This is a genomic window from Massilia sp. YIM B02763 (assembly GCF_030412015.1).
In the GTDB taxonomy this organism is placed as follows: domain Bacteria; phylum Pseudomonadota; class Gammaproteobacteria; order Burkholderiales; family Burkholderiaceae_D; genus Telluria.
In genome coordinates this window covers 1-15,902 of the sequence record NZ_JASNRD010000015.1, presented here as the reverse complement: position 1 = coordinate 15,902, position 15,902 = coordinate 1, and the positions used below count along the sequence as shown (strand labels likewise).

At 66.4% G+C, this 15,902-nt stretch carries 15 protein-coding genes and 1 tRNA gene; 8 read left to right on the top strand and 8 right to left on the bottom strand.

Features of this window, described 5'->3' with window-relative positions:
* Positions 1-75: 75 nt before the first annotated feature.
* From tilS to cysS, 4 genes are all read right to left on the bottom strand, one after another.
* The gene (gene tilS / locus QPK32_RS18070; RefSeq protein ID WP_290414184.1) at positions 76-1,488 is read right to left on the bottom strand and encodes a tRNA lysidine(34) synthetase TilS; all 1,413 of its coding nucleotides are present in this window, start codon (positions 1,486-1,488) and stop codon (positions 76-78) included.
* Complete coding sequence (locus QPK32_RS18065) at positions 1,485-2,462, bottom strand: acetyl-CoA carboxylase carboxyltransferase subunit alpha (protein WP_290414183.1); 978 nt, start codon at positions 2,460-2,462, stop codon at positions 1,485-1,487. The genes tilS and QPK32_RS18065 overlap by 4 nt, the downstream gene beginning before the upstream one ends.
* A gap of 118 nt (positions 2,463-2,580) precedes the next feature.
* Positions 2,581-3,249, bottom strand: a complete 669-nt coding sequence (locus QPK32_RS18060) for a DNA-3-methyladenine glycosylase (protein ID WP_290414182.1) — start codon at positions 3,247-3,249, stop codon at positions 2,581-2,583.
* A gap of 27 nt (positions 3,250-3,276) precedes the next feature.
* Positions 3,277-4,674, bottom strand: a complete 1,398-nt coding sequence (gene cysS, locus QPK32_RS18055; protein ID WP_290414181.1) for a cysteine--tRNA ligase — start codon at positions 4,672-4,674, stop codon at positions 3,277-3,279.
* 277 nt (positions 4,675-4,951) lie between these two features.
* Here cysS and QPK32_RS18050 point away from each other — a divergent pair, with 277 nt between their 5' ends.
* The 7 genes from QPK32_RS18050 (at position 4,952) to QPK32_RS18020 (ending at position 10,299) form a co-directional block, all read left to right on the top strand.
* Positions 4,952-5,560, top strand: coding sequence for a peptidylprolyl isomerase (locus tag QPK32_RS18050; RefSeq protein WP_290414294.1), 609 nt, complete (start codon positions 4,952-4,954; stop codon positions 5,558-5,560).
* Between the two features lie 112 nt (positions 5,561-5,672).
* On the top strand, positions 5,673-6,167 hold the full coding sequence (locus tag QPK32_RS18045; RefSeq protein ID WP_290414180.1) for a peptidylprolyl isomerase: 495 nt from the start codon (positions 5,673-5,675) through the stop codon (positions 6,165-6,167).
* 59 nt (positions 6,168-6,226) lie between these two features.
* Positions 6,227-7,006, top strand: a complete 780-nt coding sequence (locus QPK32_RS18040) for a UDP-2,3-diacylglucosamine diphosphatase (RefSeq protein WP_290414179.1) — start codon at positions 6,227-6,229, stop codon at positions 7,004-7,006.
* 252 nt (positions 7,007-7,258) lie between these two features.
* A complete protein-coding gene (locus tag QPK32_RS18035; RefSeq protein ID WP_290414178.1) occupies positions 7,259-7,624 on the top strand; it encodes a GntR family transcriptional regulator in 366 nt (121 codons plus the stop codon).
* Entirely contained in the window at positions 7,621-8,502 is an 882-nt protein-coding gene (locus QPK32_RS18030; protein WP_290414177.1) for an ABC transporter ATP-binding protein, read from the top strand. Before QPK32_RS18035 ends, QPK32_RS18030 begins: the two co-directional genes overlap by 4 nt.
* Complete coding sequence (locus QPK32_RS18025; protein ID WP_290414176.1) at positions 8,499-9,488, top strand: hypothetical protein; 990 nt, start codon at positions 8,499-8,501, stop codon at positions 9,486-9,488. The genes QPK32_RS18030 and QPK32_RS18025 overlap by 4 nt, the downstream gene beginning before the upstream one ends.
* A 13-nt stretch (positions 9,489-9,501) precedes the next feature.
* On the top strand, positions 9,502-10,299 hold the full coding sequence (locus QPK32_RS18020; protein WP_290414175.1) for a hypothetical protein: 798 nt from the start codon (positions 9,502-9,504) through the stop codon (positions 10,297-10,299).
* Positions 10,300-10,304: 5 nt separating this feature from the next.
* Here the strand turns inward: QPK32_RS18020 and QPK32_RS18015 are convergent, their stop codons facing one another.
* The 4 genes from QPK32_RS18015 to rnr form a co-directional block, all read right to left on the bottom strand.
* Positions 10,305-10,994, bottom strand: coding sequence for a YceH family protein (locus QPK32_RS18015; RefSeq protein ID WP_290414174.1), 690 nt, complete (start codon positions 10,992-10,994; stop codon positions 10,305-10,307).
* A gap of 17 nt (positions 10,995-11,011) precedes the next feature.
* Positions 11,012-11,749: a serine O-acetyltransferase gene (gene cysE / locus QPK32_RS18010; protein ID WP_290414173.1), complete on the bottom strand. Its 738-nt coding sequence runs from the start codon at positions 11,747-11,749 to the stop codon at positions 11,012-11,014.
* A gap of 246 nt (positions 11,750-11,995) precedes the next feature.
* A complete protein-coding gene (gene rlmB, locus QPK32_RS18005; RefSeq protein ID WP_290414172.1) occupies positions 11,996-12,742 on the bottom strand; it encodes a 23S rRNA (guanosine(2251)-2'-O)-methyltransferase RlmB in 747 nt (248 codons plus the stop codon).
* Positions 12,743-12,745: 3 nt separating this feature from the next.
* Positions 12,746-15,412, bottom strand: a complete 2,667-nt coding sequence (rnr, locus tag QPK32_RS18000; protein WP_290414171.1) for a ribonuclease R — start codon at positions 15,410-15,412, stop codon at positions 12,746-12,748.
* Between the two features lie 323 nt (positions 15,413-15,735).
* Between rnr and QPK32_RS17995 the strand changes: the two genes are divergently transcribed.
* A tRNA-Leu gene (locus QPK32_RS17995) sits at positions 15,736-15,820 on the top strand.
* Positions 15,821-15,902 lie beyond the last annotated feature (82 nt).

Sequence of the window (15,902 nt, the reverse complement as noted above, 5' to 3'; positions counted from 1 at the left end):
GGGTGGGCACCATCTGGCCACCGGACGTTTGCGGGATAGTGGCGCTGCGGTGGGCACGTGGTGCCCACCCTACGGTCATGCAGCCGATTCCCAGCGCAGGGCGATGCGGCCCAGGCCCGCGCCCAGGTGGCGGCAATCCATGCCGAGCCCGGCCGCGAACAGCAGGTCGATGCCATTGCCCACGATGGGCAGGCGGGTGCGTTCCCAGGCCGGAACGCCTGTCGCCTGGAACAATTGCTTGAGGCTGCGCGTGGGGCGGTTCGGCGCGAGCTTGAGTTTCTCGCCGCCCTTGCGGAAGTCGATCTCGAGCGGCTGGGCGCGCAGCCAGGCCGCGTCGAACCCCCGCTCGTGCCCGTGCTGCACCGCATCGAAATGCAGCACGCCGCCGTAGTCCGGGAAGGCGATGCTGCCCTGCCCTTCCCAGCGGAACGCCTGGGCATACCGTTCGATGATGCCGGCGTCGTCCGGGTCGCGCATGCCGGCCAGGTCGGGCAGCTTGGGCACCAGGTACAGGCGGTCGCGGTGGCGCCGCACTTCGCACTCGGGATGCGCCACCAGCAGCTGCGCATCCTCGCGCGCCGACATCGTCTGCGCGACCATCTGCGCCAGCAAGGCCGTCGACGGCATCGCCAGGCGGCGCACGGCGAACCAGTGGCGCAGCAGGTTGTTGATGCGGTCGATGCTCAGCGACCGCAGCCCGGCGAGATGCAGGCCGTCACCGTCGAGGCAGGCGGCCAGGTCCTGCGCCGCCAGTTCATCCAGCAAGCGGCGGGCCGACTGCACGTGCAGGCTGGACCTGGCGATGCGCTGCTGGAAGCCGGGGAACAGCTGGTCCAGCACGGGCATCACCTGGTGGCGCAGCGCATTGCGGGTGTAGCGCGGGTCGGTGTTCGATTCGTCCTCGACCCAGGCGATGCCGCGCTCCCGCGCATGGGCTTCGAGCTCGGCGCGCGCATGCGCCAGCAGCGGACGCGCCATGACGAGGCGCTCGTCGCCCAGCAAGGCCGGCGCGCGGTTGGCGCTGTCCATGCCGGACAGGCCCGACGCGCCAGAGCCGCGCAGCAGCTGCAGCAGCACGGTCTCGGCCTGGTCGTCCTGGTGGTGGGCTGTGAGCAGCAGGTCCACGCCGTGCGCGCGGCACATGGCGCCCAGTGCCGCGTAGCGCGCCTTGCGCGCGGCCGCTTCGATGCCGCTCCTGCCCTTGTCGACGGCGACGGCGCGCGCGTCGAACGGGACGCCGAGGGCGGCCGCGCTGGACGCGCAATGGTCGCGCCAGGCGTCGGCGTTGCGGCTCAGGCCGTGGTGGACGTGGAAGGCGAACAGCGTGCCGCCGTGCGTGCGCACCTGGGCGGCGGCGAGGTCCAGCAGGACCATCGAATCGAGGCCGCCGCTGAGGGCGACGGCGATGCGTGGAGAGGCGTCGGGGAAGTACTGTTCGCGCAGGCTATTGAAAGCCTGCGCGACACTTGCAGCTGGATGGGAACTCACTCTTCGCGCGGCAGCGTTTCCTTGAACTTCCCGTAGGCCATCAGCTTGGCGTGGCGGGCGTCCAGCAGGTCCTTGGTCTTCATGCCCTGGAACTGGCGCAGCGTATCGGCCAGCGCGCGCTTGAGAAGCTGGGCCATCGCCTTCGGATCGCGGTGGGCGCCGCCCAGCGGTTCGTTGACGATCTTGTCGATCAGGCCGATGGCCTTCAGGCGGTGCGCGGTCAGGCCCAGCGCGTCGGCCGCTTCGGCGGCGCGCTCCGAGGTCTTCCACAGGATCGAGGCGCAGCCTTCCGGCGAGATGACGGAGTACGTGGAGTACTGCAGCATCAGCACGGCGTCGCCCACGGCGATCGCCAGCGCGCCGCCCGAGCCGCCCTCGCCGATGATGGTGGCGATCAGGGGCACCTTCAGTTCGGCCATCACGTACAGGTTGTGGCCGATGGCTTCGGACTGGCCGCGCTCTTCGGCGTCGATACCGGGGAACGCGCCCGGGGTGTCGACGAAGGTGAAGATCGGCAGGTTGAATTTCTCGGCCAGCTTCATCAGGCGCATGGCCTTGCGGTAGCCTTCCGGACGGGGCATGCCGAAGTTGCGCATCGCGCGCTCCTTCGTGTCGCGGCCCTTCTGGTGGCCGATGACCATGCAGGACTGGCCGTTGAAGCGCGCCAGGCCGCCGATGATCGACTGGTCGTCGGCGAAGGTGCGGTCGCCGTGCAGTTCGTGAAAGTCGGTGAAGATCGCGTTCACGTAATCCATCGTGTACGGACGCTGCGGGTGGCGCGCGATCTGCGAGACCTGCCACGGGGTCAGCTTGGCATAGATGTCTTTCGTCAGCTGCTGGCTTTTCTTGGCCAGGCGGTCGATCTCTTCCGAGATGTCGACGGCCGAATCGTCCTGCACGAAACGAAGCTCTTCAATTTTGGAATCGAGCTCGGCGATCGGCTGTTCAAAACTGAGGAAAGTGGTTTTAGTCATTGTACCTCCGGGGTTGTTTCTGGCCGCGGAAGATCGTCCACGCGGCGGCAAGGGAGTCTTGAAAAACCAACGTGTAATATTGGTAAGTTTTTCAAGGTTCCCGCAAAAGGCGCATATTTTATACCGGAACCGGGTCCAGGCTACGCCATAAATACCATGTGGCAACGGTCCGCCATGGCTCCCAGTTCGCCGCCACCTCGCGCGCATCGCTGCGCGAGACGGGCTCGCCGGAAAAATAATTCTGGCTGATGCCCTGGATCAGGCCAGGGTCGTCCAGCGGCAGCACGTTTGGCCTGAGCAGATTAAATATCAAAAACATCTCTGCTGTCCAGCGCGTGATGCCGCGGATCTGGACCAGTTCCGCGATCACGGCCTCGTCTTCCATCTGCGACCACTGGTCGGCATGCACGCGCTTCGCCTTGAAGTGGTCGGCCAGGTCGAGGATGTATTCGGTCTTGCGCTTCGACAGGCCGCAGGCGGCCAGCTCGGCGGCGCCGACCTTCAGGATCTGGGCCGGCGTCATCTTCGGGCTCAGCGTGCGCAGGCGCGTCCAGGCTGCTTCCGCCACCTTCACCGTCACCTGCTGGCCGACGATGGAACGGGCCAGCGTGGTGAACGGGTCCGGATGGCCGCGCAGCTGCAGGTCCCCGAACTGGGGGATCAGCTTGTTCATGATGCGGTCGCGGCCCATGAGCTCGGCCTTCGCCTCCGCCCAGTACGCCGGAACGTAGGGCGGCGCGTCGGGCGGCGCCTGCTCGGCGCCCGCGAGGTCCTTGGAAAGTGCCATGCTCTGCTGTCGTCCGGAAAGCGAGGATCAGGCGCGGCGCCAGTTGGTGCTGCCGTCCGGCTTGTCTTCCAGCACGACCCCGGCCGCCGTCAGCTCGGCGCGGATGGCGTCGGCTTCGGCGAAGCTGCGCGCCTTCTTGGCGGCGGCGCGGCGCGCGATGGCGTCCAGGATGGCCGCTTCGTCGAGGGCGCCCTCACCCGGATTGCCGGCCTGCAGGAAGGCTTGCGGGCTGCGTTCGAGCAGGCCCAGCACGCCGGCCAGCGCTTTCAGCTGGCGCGCGTCGCCCAGCGACTTGCTGCGGTTCACTTCCGATGCCAGGTCGAACAGCTCCGCCACGGCCAGCGGCGTGTTGAAGTCGTCGTCCATCGCGTCGCGGAAGCGCCGGGCATGGGCTTCGTTCCAGTCGACGGCCACGGGGTCGCTGCCGAGGTCGATGCCGTTCAGCGCCGTGTACAGTCGCGTCAGGCCGCCCTTCGCATCGTCGATATGGACGTCCGAATAGTTCAGCGGGCTGCGGTAATGGGCGCGCAGGATGAAGAAGCGGATGACTTCGGCATCGTACTTCTTGAGCACGTCGCGGATCGTGAAGAAATTGCCCAGGGACTTGGACATCTTTTCGTTGTCGACGCGCACGAAACCGTTGTGGATCCAGTAGTTGGCCATGGGCGCGCCGAACGCGCCTTCCGATTGGGCGATCTCGTTCTCGTGGTGCGGGAACTGCAGGTCGGCGCCGCCGCCATGGATGTCGAAGTGTTCGCCTAGCATGGCGCAGGACATGGCCGAGCACTCGATGTGCCAGCCCGGACGGCCGATGCCCCACTTCGAGTCCCATTTCGCTTCCGCCGGTTCGGATTCCTTGGCGGCCTTCCACAGCACGAAGTCCAGCGGGTCGCGCTTGCCCGTATTGACATCGACGCGCTCGCCCGCGCGCAAGTCGTCCAGCGACTTGCCGGACAGCTTGCCGTAGCCGGGGAAGTTGCGCACGGCGTAGTTGACGTCGCCATCCTCGCCCTGGTACGCGAGTTCCTTCGTTTCCAGGCGATCGATGATGGACAGCATCTGCGGCACGTAGTCGGTGGCGCGCGGCTGGAAGTCCGGCGCCAGGATGCCCAGCGCGGACGTGTCCTCGTCCATGGCCTTGATGAAGCGCGTGGTCAGCGCCGACATGGTCTCGCCGTTGTCCACGGCGCGCTTGATGATCTTGTCGTCGATGTCGGTGATGTTGCGGACGTACTTGACCTCGTAGCCCGACGCCTTGAACCAACGGTAGATGACGTCGAAGGCCATCATCATCCGGGCGTGACCCACATGGCAGTAATCGTAGACCGTCATCCCGCACACGTACATATTGACCTTGCCGGGTTGGAGGGGAACGAATGACTGCTTGTCACGCGCGAGCGTGTTGTAGATCTTAAGTTGGCTCATCGGATGTTTGCTAGAGGGTTGGAGCACGACGTGCGAGCGCGTTGCCGGAGACGGGGGCGGGCGACGGGACGTCGGGATTGCCGCCGCCAGGCCCGTGGCGCGCTTCAACGCGTACGAGCCTGCCGGTTTTTCGCTTTTGATAGAATCGGCAGTCCGTCGCAAAGTATAGCATTGATAAAATCCCGGCTGGCCGCATATGCCCCAGCTTTATTTTTCGACAAAACCCTTGACACCGCTTTGCGCTCTGTCCACAGAGGAGAACCCACGAATGTTCACGATGAAATCCCCGGGCACGCGCCTGGCCACCCGCTGCGCAGCGGTCTTTGCTACCACCGTCGCCGCCCTGACCTTGTCCGCCGCCGCCTTCGCGGCCGACGATCCGCAGGTCTCGCTGAAGACGTCGATGGGCGAGATCGTGCTGGAGCTGAACCAGGAAAAGGCGCCCGTCACCGTGTCCAACTTCCTGCAGTACGTGAAATCGGGGTTCTACAAGGGCACCATCTTCCACCGCGTGATCGACGGCTTCATGATCCAGGCCGGCGGCATGGATGCCAAGCTGGCCGGCCGCGCCACCAGGAAGCCGATCAAGAGCGAGGCGAACAACGGCCTGTCGAACGTGAAGTACAGCGTTGCGATGGCGCGCGAGGCGAACCCGGACACGGCCACCTCGCAGTTCTTCATCAACGTGGTCGACAACCCCGGCCTCGACTATCCGGAGATGAACGGCGGCTATACCGTGTTCGGCAAGGTCGTGAAGGGCGAGGACGTGGTCGACAAGATCAAGGGCGTCGTGGTCGACGACGTGCGCGGCATGGAAAACGTGCCGGTGACGCCGATCGTGATCCAGTCCGCGACCGTCGTGAAAGCCGACAAGCGGGTAAAATAACGGTCCGACAACCTTGGAAGCGCGCCAAACCTGCTGCGCATTGCAGGTTCGGCCTGCGATGCTCGCGACGGTTTTGCGGGCTTCCATCAACCAACAGAACAGGACAATACAGATGACCACGCTGCTGATGACCACCAACAAGGGCAACATCAAGATCGAACTGGACGCCGACAAAGCGCCGAAGACCGTTGCCAACTTCCTGGACTACGTGAACAAGGGTCACTTCTCGAACACCATCTTCCACCGCGTCATCAAGGACTTCATGATCCAGGGTGGCGGCTTCGCGCCGGACATGTCGCAGAAGCCGACCGAGCAGACCGTCGAGAACGAAGCCAAGAACGGCCTGAAGAACGACAAGTACACCATCGCGATGGCCCGCACCATGGCCCCGCACTCGGCCTCGGCCCAGTTCTTCATCAACACCAAGAACAACGACTTCCTGAACTACCCGGGCCAGGACGGCTGGGGCTATGCCGTGTTCGGCAAGGTCGTCGAAGGCCAGGACATCGTCGACCAGATCAACACCGTCAAGACCGGCCGCTCGGGCATGCACTCGGACGTGCCGACCGAGGCAGTCGTCATCGAGAAAGTCGAAGTCGTCCAGTAATCAACGATGGCAGGCGTGACGCAGGGGCTCGACGTCCCTGCGGCCATCCTGGAAACACGATGACCGTATCGACGGCTCCGGCCGCGCGCACGCTTGCGCTCTTCATCTCCGACCTGCACCTGCAGGCGGCCCACCCGCGCACGGCCGACGCTTTTCTCGCGTTCCTGGCCGAGCGCGCGGTCCACGCCGAGCGGCTCTACCTGCTCGGCGACATCTTCGAATACTGGGCCGGCGACGACGACCTCGCCGACCCGTTCAACCGCTCCATCGCCGATGCCATCCGGCGCGTGGCCGATGCCGGCACGCGCGTCTACTGGATGGACGGCAACCGCGACTTCCTCGTCGACACCGGCTTCGCCGACGCGGCCGGCCTGACGCTGCTGGACGAGCCGCACGTGGAGGACTTCGGCGGCACGCGCGTCGTGCTCGTGCACGGCGACGCCCAGTGCACCGACGATAGCAAGTACATGGCCTTCCGCGCCCAGGTGCGCGACCCGGCCTGGCAAAGCCAGTTCCTCGCGATGCCACTGGCGCAGCGCAAGGCGATCATCGCCGGCCTGCGCGAAGGCAGCCGCGCCGCCCAGGGCGACAAGTCCTACGAGATCATGGACGTCACCCCATCCGCCATCGCCGACCTGCATGCCGGCAGCGGCGCCGACACCATCATCCATGGCCATACGCACCGCCCGGCCCTGCATGCCGATGCGAACGGCCGCCGGCGCTACGTGCTGCCCGACTGGGAGCTGGACGTGGAGCCCGTGCGCGGCGGCTGGATCGCCATCGACGGCGCCGGCGTCATCACGCGGCACGGGGTCGACGGGGACGTCATCCCGTCCTGATCCGACGCCGTCCCTGCGCCGGCGGCACTTACTTTCCGGCGTTCCGGCTGCATGTCGAACTTGGGTCCCCGCCTGCGCGGGGACGACGGCGTATGCCATCGCCAGTGCTACCTATCAGTTCTGCTAGCCATATCGTTCCCGTATTGACCGCCAGTGAGGTGGTGTTATACCTTACTACCACACCACCTCATTACATCACCACCGTGGAGGCAGGCATGACACGACAGGCAGCACCAGGACAGGAGGCCATCGATGACCACCGGCTGGAATGACAATACACCCATCTACCGGCAGCTGAAGGACAAGGTGATCGGCATGATGCTCGACGGCGCGCTCAAGGCCGGCGACGCCCTGCCCTCCGTGCGCCAGATCGCCGCGGAGTACCAGCTCAACCCGATCACGGTCTCCAAGGCCTACCAGGAACTGGTCGACGACAACTTAGTGGAAAAACGAAGGGGGATCGGCATGTACGTCACGGAAGGAGCGAGCGAAAAACTGCTCGCCAGCGAACGCGAGCGCTTCCTGCGCGAGGAATGGCCGGCCATGCTGGAGCGCATCCGCCAGCTCGGCCTGAACGTCGACGTGCTGCTGCGCGACCAGCATGGGAGCCAGTCATGAACACCGTCCTTTCCGCCAAGGGTCTCACCAAGCGCTACGGCAAGCGCACCGCCGTCGACGGCATCGACTTCACCATCCCCGCCGGCCGCATCGTCGGCCTGATCGGCCCCAACGGCTCGGGCAAGACCACCACGCTGAAGGCGGCGCTGGGCCTGATCCCGTTCGAGGGCGAATTGTCCGTGCTGGGCTTCGACCCGCGCACCCAGCGCGACGACCTGATGCAGGACGTCTGCTTCATCGCCGACGTCGCCATCCTGCCGCGCTGGCTGCGCGTGAAGGACGCGATCGACTTCGTGGCCGGCGTGCACCCGCGCTTCGACCGCGCCAAGGCCGAGCGCTACATCGCCAACACGAAGCTGCAGCCGTCGATGAAGGTCAAGGAAATGTCGAAGGGAATGATCGTCCAGCTGCACCTGGCGCTCGTGATGGCCATCGACGCCAAGCTGCTCGTGCTGGACGAACCGACGCTGGGCCTGGACATCATCTACCGCAAGCAGTTCTACCAGAACCTGCTGGAAGACTATTTTGACGAGCACAAGACCATCGTCATCACGACCCACCAGGTCGAGGAAGTGGAGCACATCCTCACCGACCTGATGTTCATCCGCGACGGCCGCATCGTGCTGGCCGCGTCGATGGAAGAGATCGGCGAGCGCTACATCGAGGTGATGGTCTCGCACGACAAGATCAGCGCCGCCAACGCCCTGCAGCCGATCGACCGCCGCACCGTGTTCGGCAAGGCCGTCATGCTGTTCGACGCCGGCAGTGCCGATGGCGCCGGCGCGGGGCTGCGCCAGCAGCTGGCAGCCCTCGGCGAAACCCGCAATCCCAGCGTCGCCGACCTGTTCGTCGCGACCATGAAAGGAAGCTACGCATGAACACGACCACGATGAAATGGCTGCTGCAGCGCGAGTTCTGGGAACACAAGGGCGCGATGTTCTGGGCCCCCGCGATCGTCGGCGCGCTGCTGGTGGTGCTGGTGGGCGGGACCATCGGCTACGGCGTCGCCAACTACGGCATGCCGGGGCACGTGACCGTCAACGGACGCACCTTCGGCGGCGACAGCATGCACGTGCTCCTCTCGGCGGACCTGAGGACCATGATCGCGCGCATCGCCAGCAGCTCCTACCTGGCCACGGCCACCCCGCTGCTGCTCGTGCTGTCGGCCGTGGTGTTCTTCTACTGCCTGGGCGCGCTGTACGACGAACGGCGCGACCGCAGCATCCTGTTCTGGAAGTCGCTGCCCGTCTCGGACCCGATGACGGTGCTGTCGAAGGCCGCCACCGCGATGATCGTCGCGCCGCTGATCGCCATCGCCATCGCCACCGTGGCCTCGCTGGCGCTGCTGTTCATCGTCTGCGCCGCGGTCGGCCTGCAGGGCATGAACATGTTCGGGCCCGTGCTGGCCTCGCCCGACCTGTACCTGGGCCCCCTGCGCCTCGTCGCCCTGCTGCCCGTGTACGTCGTGTGGGCGCTGCCGACCGTGGGCTGGCTGCTGCTGGTGTCGAGCTGGGCGCGCACCAAGCCCTTCCTGTGGGCCGTGGGCATTCCCGTCGTCGGCCTGATCCTCATGAAGTGGATCAGCACCGCCCTGCTCAACTTCTCGGGCCAGGAACTGTCCCTCATGCCGGTCGCGCAGGACGTCGTGGCGCGCCTGCTGAGCGGCGTCGTCCCGGGCATCTGGTACACCTATCCCGGCATGCCGCAGCCGCTGCAGCCGACCCAGTTCGGCGTCGACGGCAACAGCATCGTGACCAGCGCCTACGCCTCGCTGGCCGGCATCGACGCCTGGATCGGCGCGGCGGCCGGCATCCTCATGCTGTTCGGCGCGATCCGCCTGCGCCGCTGGCGCGACGAGGGTTGAGATGGGGACCGCGATGAATCGCCCGATCGCGGCCGCCGTACTGGGCCTGGCCTGCTGGTGCGGCGCCGCGGCTGCCCAGGACGCGGAAGAAGCAAACAAGGAAGGGGGCACCGTCCACATCAACGCCATCAAGAATCCGGAGCGCTGGACCTACCGCGCCATCGCCGCGGGGCTCGACATGTTCGACGCGCAGCATGCCCTGGCGCCGGACGTGCCGCAGCTGCTGTTCAAGGTCGATGCGCGCGGCGACAAGGCCTGGAGCGGAGAAGCGCCTTTGGCCCGCATCGCCGCCGACGACTTCTCGATTCCGCTCGCGCTGGACGGCGAGCGCCGCTTTGCCGTGGCGCGCAGCCAGGCCGCCTATGACGCGAAGGCGGAACTGCTGCTGAACCGCAAGAAGCGCGATGCCCGGGTCATGCCCTGGGTACGCACGCCGGGCCTGCCCGACAACCAGCGCCGGCTCGGCGACATCCGTCTCGATTGCAAGGTGACGGTCGCCATCGCCAAGGAAGAGGCACCGTTCTGGGCGGTCGGGCTGGTGAACGGCGTCCTGCTCACCACGGACTGGTGCTCGTGGTTCAAGGGCTTTACGCCGAAAGGTGGCGATCGCAGCTGGCCGAACCAGGCGGACGCCGCGCTGGTCGCGGCCACGCTGCGCGACGGGGAACGCAGCCTGGCACTGAAAGTGCGCGGCAAATCGTTCAGCGCGCCGATCGGCGACACCAGCTGGAGCAACGATGCGATCGTCGAGCTGGAATACGCGCCGCCGGAGGTTCCGACGGTTGTGGCCGCTGCCCCCGCGTCGGAATAAACCGTTTACTCGAACTGCTGGCGGAACGCCGCGAACTGCGCCTTGAGCTCGTCGACTTCGCTGCGCAGCGCGGCCAATTCCTGTTCCAGCTGGGCCGTGCGGCTGCCGGAGGAAGGCGCTACCGGCGCGCTGGCCGCGCCGAAGGCGGAGTCGGCCCGCGCCACGTCGATCTCGCCGCCCAGCAGCTGGCCGTAGCGCGGCTCCTTGGTGCCGGGCGCGCGTTCCAGGCGCGCCACGAGCGGCGGGTATTTGTCGACCAGGAACTGCAGCGCGGCCTCGACGTCGGCCACCGACTTGAATTCGTGCAGGCGACCGGTGCGGGCGCGGATCTCGCCGGCCGTCTGCAGGCCGCGCAGCATCAGCACCGTCAGCACGGCGACCTTGTCCTGCTCGAGCGTCCACTTGATGCGCATGCGGTGCTCGTACTTGACGACGCGGGCGCCGGCCTGCGACATGCCGTTGACGAGCTTGCGCTGCATGAGGCGCTGCAGCGTGTCGTGCACGACGTCTTCGGACAGCTGCATCACGGGGTCGCGGCTGGACAGCTGGTTGCAGCCGTTCATGATCGCGTTCAGCGACAGCGGATAATTGTCGGGCGTGAGCGCCTCTTTTTCGGCGAGCACGCCGAGCACGCGGATTTCGAAGGGGTCGAGGTCGGAGGCCGGGTCGAAGCTGCCCGGGATATTGTCTTGCATTGCGGTCCTCTAAGGGGTCATTCCACCAGGCGGTTGAGCTGGGCCTGGTCGAGTTTATCATTCTCGTCGATGCCCTGGCAGGAAATGCCGGCCCCCTTCAGCGTGGCGCACAGGCGCTCGATCTGCTCGTCCTGCTGGGCGACGTGGTTGATCAGGTTGCGCAGCGCCTTCGACAGCGGGTCGTCGCCGTTGGGCGTGACGCCGTAGGCGGCGAACATCTGGGCGCTGCGCGACTGCTCTTCCTTGCGCACGATATGGGCCGGGTTGCCGACCGCCGTGGCGCCCGCCGGCACCGGCTTGACGACGACGGCGTTGGAGCCGATCTTGGCATATTCTCCCACCGTGAACGCGCCCAGCACCTGGGCGCCGGCGCCGACGATCACCCCGCGCTCGAGCGTCGGATGGCGCTTGGTGCCGGCCACCAGCGTGGTGCCGCCCAGCGTGACGCCCTGGTAGATCGTGCAGTCGTCGCCGACCACGGCCGTCTCGCCGATCACGACGCCGAAGCCGTGGTCGATGAAGACGCGCCGGCCGATGGTCGCGCCCGGATGGATCTCGATGCCCGTGACGATGCGGGCCAGGTAGGAAATGAAGCGCCCCGGCCACTTGAAGCCGGCGCGCCAGCACGCGTGCGCCCAGCGGTGCATGACGACCGCATGCAGGCCGGGGTAGCAGGTGAGCACCTCCCAGCCGTTGCGCGCGGCGGGGTCGCGTTGGATGATGCTCTGGATATCTTCGCGCAGCTTGGAAAACATGGGTAGGAACGAAAGCGGGACAGGCAGATGGTAGCCGATCCGCGGCGCATTTGCTTATGAGGGAAATAAAACATGCCCGTCGCCCCCGCGAAGACGGGGGCCCAATTTCTGCGTGCGCTGACGCGACTCGTGCGAAATTGGGTCCCTGCCTCCGCAGGGACGACGTGCGGCCGCGGCGCGGCTCATGTGTACATTGGGTCCCTGCCTTCGCAGGGACGACGTGCGGCCGCGGCGGCCGCACGTCGATTATTGCGGGTCGTTGGCCAGGCGCTGGCGGCGCGCCTCGTACAGGCAGACGCCCGACGCGACCGAGACGTTCAGGCTCTCGACCGAGCCGAACATGGGAATGGAGACCAGCATGTCGCAGGTCTCGCGGGTCAGGCGGCGCATGCCCTCGCCTTCCGAACCCATCACGAGTGCCGTGGGGCCCGTGAAGTCGCCCTGGTACAGGCCCTTGTCGGCGTCGTCGGACGTGCCGATCAGCCAGATGCCGCGCTCCTTCAGGTCGCGCATGGTGCGCGCCAGGTTCGTGACGGTGATGTACGGGACGGTCTCGGCGGCGCCGCTGGCGACCTTGGCGGCCGTCGCGTTCAGGCCGACCGAGCGGTCCTTCGGAGCGATCACGGCATGCGCGCCGACGCCGTCGGCCACGCGCAGGCAGGCGCCCAGGTTGTGCGGATCGGTGATGCCGTCCAGGATCAGCAGCAGCGGCGGGCCGTCGACGGCGTCGAGCAGCTCGTCCAGGTTGCGCGCCAGCGTCAGCTGGCTGGCGAACGCGATCACGCCCTGGTGGCGGCGGGTGCCGACGATCTTGTCGAGGCGCTCGGCGTCGACCGGCATCACACGCACGCCGGCCGATTTCGCGTTCGCGATCAGGTCCTGCATGCGGCGGTCCTGGCGCGTCGCGTCGACGAAGATCTCTTCCACGGACTGGGCCTCGTGGCGCAAGCGCGAGGTCACGGCGTGGAAGCCGAAAATCATTTTATTTTTCATCGATTACTTCTTTTTCCTGGTTTTGGATGCTGCTTTCGGCGCTTTTGCGGAAGCGCTCGTTGTGTCTGCGGCCTGGGGGGCCGAGGGTTTCTTCGCCGCGGCTTTCTTCGCCACCGCTTTCTTCGCCACGGGTTTCTCTGCTACAGGGGCGGCAACGGGAGCCGCTGCCGGCGCCGGCGCGGCGGCGGCCTTGCCGCGGCGCTTGCGCGAGGTCGGCGGCACGAACACGACGTCGTCCTCGCTCTCGTCGCCGGCATGCAGTTCCGGCAGCACGGCTGCCGGCTCGGCCGGGGTCACATGCGCTTCCTGGGCGCTAGCCGGCACGCCACCATTGCCGTTGCCATTGCCATTCTTACCCTTGGCCTTGCGGCGGCGCGGCGGTTTCGGTTCCAGCGCTTCCAGCGCGGCCTGGCGGGCGCGCTCGAGCGGCGCCGGTTCGGCCGCCTTCTCTTCCGCCAGCACGAGGTCGATCTTGCGCGACTCGAGGTCGACGCGCGCCACCTGCACGGTGACGCGGCCCGTCAGGGCATACACCTGGCCCGTGCGCTCGCCGCGCAGTTCGTGGCGGGTCTCGTCGTACTGGAAGTAATCCTGGCCCAGGCCGGTGACGTGCACCAGGCCCTCGACGTACAGCTCGTCGAGCTGGACGAAGATGCCGAACGGGGTCACGCCCGAGATCACGCCGGTGAACGATTCGCCCAGGCGGTCCTTCATGTAGAAGCACTTGAGCCAGTTCTCGACGTCGCGCGAGGCTTCGTCGGCGCGGCGCTCGTTGGCCGAGCAGTGCACGCCCAGCGCGTCCCAGATCGTCAGGTCCTTCGGATCCTTCTGCTTGCCGTTGGCGCGGTCCTTGGCGGCCTGCTTGCGCGCGGCGTTCGAGATCGTCGTGTTCAGCTTGGACAGGTCGATGTCGGTCGGCTCGTACTTCTTGCCCTTCAGGACGGCCTTGATGGCGCGGTGCGTCAGCAGGTCCGGGTAGCGGCGGATCGGGCTGGTGAAATGGGCGTAGTGCTCGTAGGCCAGGCCGAAGTGGCCCACGTTGTCCGGGCTGTAGACGGCCTGCTGCATCGAGCGCAGCAGCATGGTCTGCAGCAGCGTCGCGTCCGGGCGCTCCTTGATCTTCTGCATCAGGTCGGCGTAGTCGCGCGCCTGCGGAGTCGTGCCGCCGCCCAGGTTCAGGCCGGCCAGCTTGAGGAACTGGCGCAGCTGGTTCAGTTTTTCCTCGGTCGGCACCGCGTGGATGCGGAAGGTGCTCGGCTGGTTGTGGCGGATCAGGAAGTCGGCCGCGCAGACGTTCGCGGCCAGCATGCATTCCTCGATGAGGCGGTGCGCGTCGTTGCGGGTGCGCGGGATGATCTTCTCGATCTTGCCCATCGCATTGCAGACGATATAGGTCTCGGTGGTCTCGAAGTCGATCGCGCCGCGCTGCTGGCGGGCCTTGAGCAAGGCGCGGAACGCCTCGTTCAGGTTGAGCAGGTGCGGCACGATGGCCGGGCGGCGCGCCGCTTCCGGCCCTTTCGTGTTGCCGAGGATGGCGGCCACTTCGTTATAGGTCAGGCGCGCGGCCGAGTGCATCACGGCCGGATAGAACTGGTAGGCCTTCACTTCGCCTTCGCTGCTCACCACCATGTCGCACACGAGCGTGAGGCGGTCGACGGCCGGGTTCAGCGAGCACAGGCCGTTGGACAGCTTCTCCGGCAGCATCGGGATCACGCGGCGCGGGAAGTACACCGAGGTCGAGCGTTCGATCGCGTCGTCGTCGAGCGGGTCGCCCGGCTTGACGTAGTGGCTGACGTCGGCGATCGCCACCAGCAGGCGGTAGCCCTTGGCGCGGCCGATCTTGACGGGTTCGCAGTAGACGGCGTCGTCGAAGTCGCGCGCGTCCTCGCCGTCGATCGTCACGAGCGGCACGTCGCGCAGGTCGACGCGCTCGCCCAGGTCGCTGTCGCGCACCTCGTTCGGCAGCTTGTTCGCCTGCTTGACGGCGGCTTGCGAGAAGATGTGCGGCACGCCGAACTTGCGCACGGCGATCTCGATCTCCATGCCCGGGTCGTCCAGCTCGCCCAGCACTTCGACGATCTTGCCGGTCGGCTGGCGGAAGCGCGAGGGCTGCTCGACCAGCTCGACGCTGACGACCTGGCCGCTCTTGGCCTTGCCGGGGGAGCCGGCCACGAGGATGTCCTGGCCGATGCGCTTGTCTTCCGGCGCGACGACCCAGACGCCGTTCTCGTTCAGCAGGCGGCCGATGATGTGCGTATTGGCGCGCTCGACCACTTCGACGATCGTGCCTTCGGCGCGGCCGCGGCGGTCAGTGCCGACGACGCGGGCCATCACGCGGTCGCCGTGCAGCACCTTCTGCATCTCCTTATCGTTCAAGAACAGGTCGTCGCCGCCCTCGTCCGGGATCACGAAGCCGAAGCCGTCGCGGTGCGCGCTGACGCGGCCGGCGATGAAGCTGGAATGGTCCGTCAGGGCGAACTGGCCGGCGGGATTGGAGCGGATCTGTCCGTCCCGCTCCATCGCATTCAAGCGGCGCGCCAGCACGCCTTCCGCTTCCGGGTTGACTTGCAGGGCTCGGGCCACGGCGCCGCTGTCGAGCGGTCCCTTGGCCTGGCGGAATACGCCGAGGATTTCCTCGCGGCTTGGAATGGTATGAGTTGGGTGCTTCAAATCGTTTTCTTGTTCGGTGTGTTCGCGCTCAATTAACTAAGCGCAAGAGTGTTGGATTGACACAGTGACGGGCGTAGTGTACCGGAGTACCGGGTGATTCGCCTAACTTCGTGGCGTAGCGTGCCCCTTTGACATTTTTCATTCATCCGCTATACTTTCGGTCTCTTCGGATACGGCCCAGCCGCAGACGAAGAAAGCCGCGATATTCGGTGGCGCACGCTGCGAGGCAAACGAAAGTTGGTCTAGCGCAAAACGGCAAAGCCTGATATCGTAGCGGAATTCGACGGCAACGTCGAGCAAATGCAGCAAGAAGCAAGTCCAGCGCCCACGTGGCGGAATTGGTAGACGCGCATGGTTCAGGTCCATGTGCCGCGAGGTGTGGGGGTTCGAGTCCCTCCGTGGGCACCAGCGCCGGCTTGTCGAACGTTGCAGGTAGCGAGCAGTTTTGTATTGCCCACGTGGCGGAATTGGTAGACGCGCATGGTTCAGG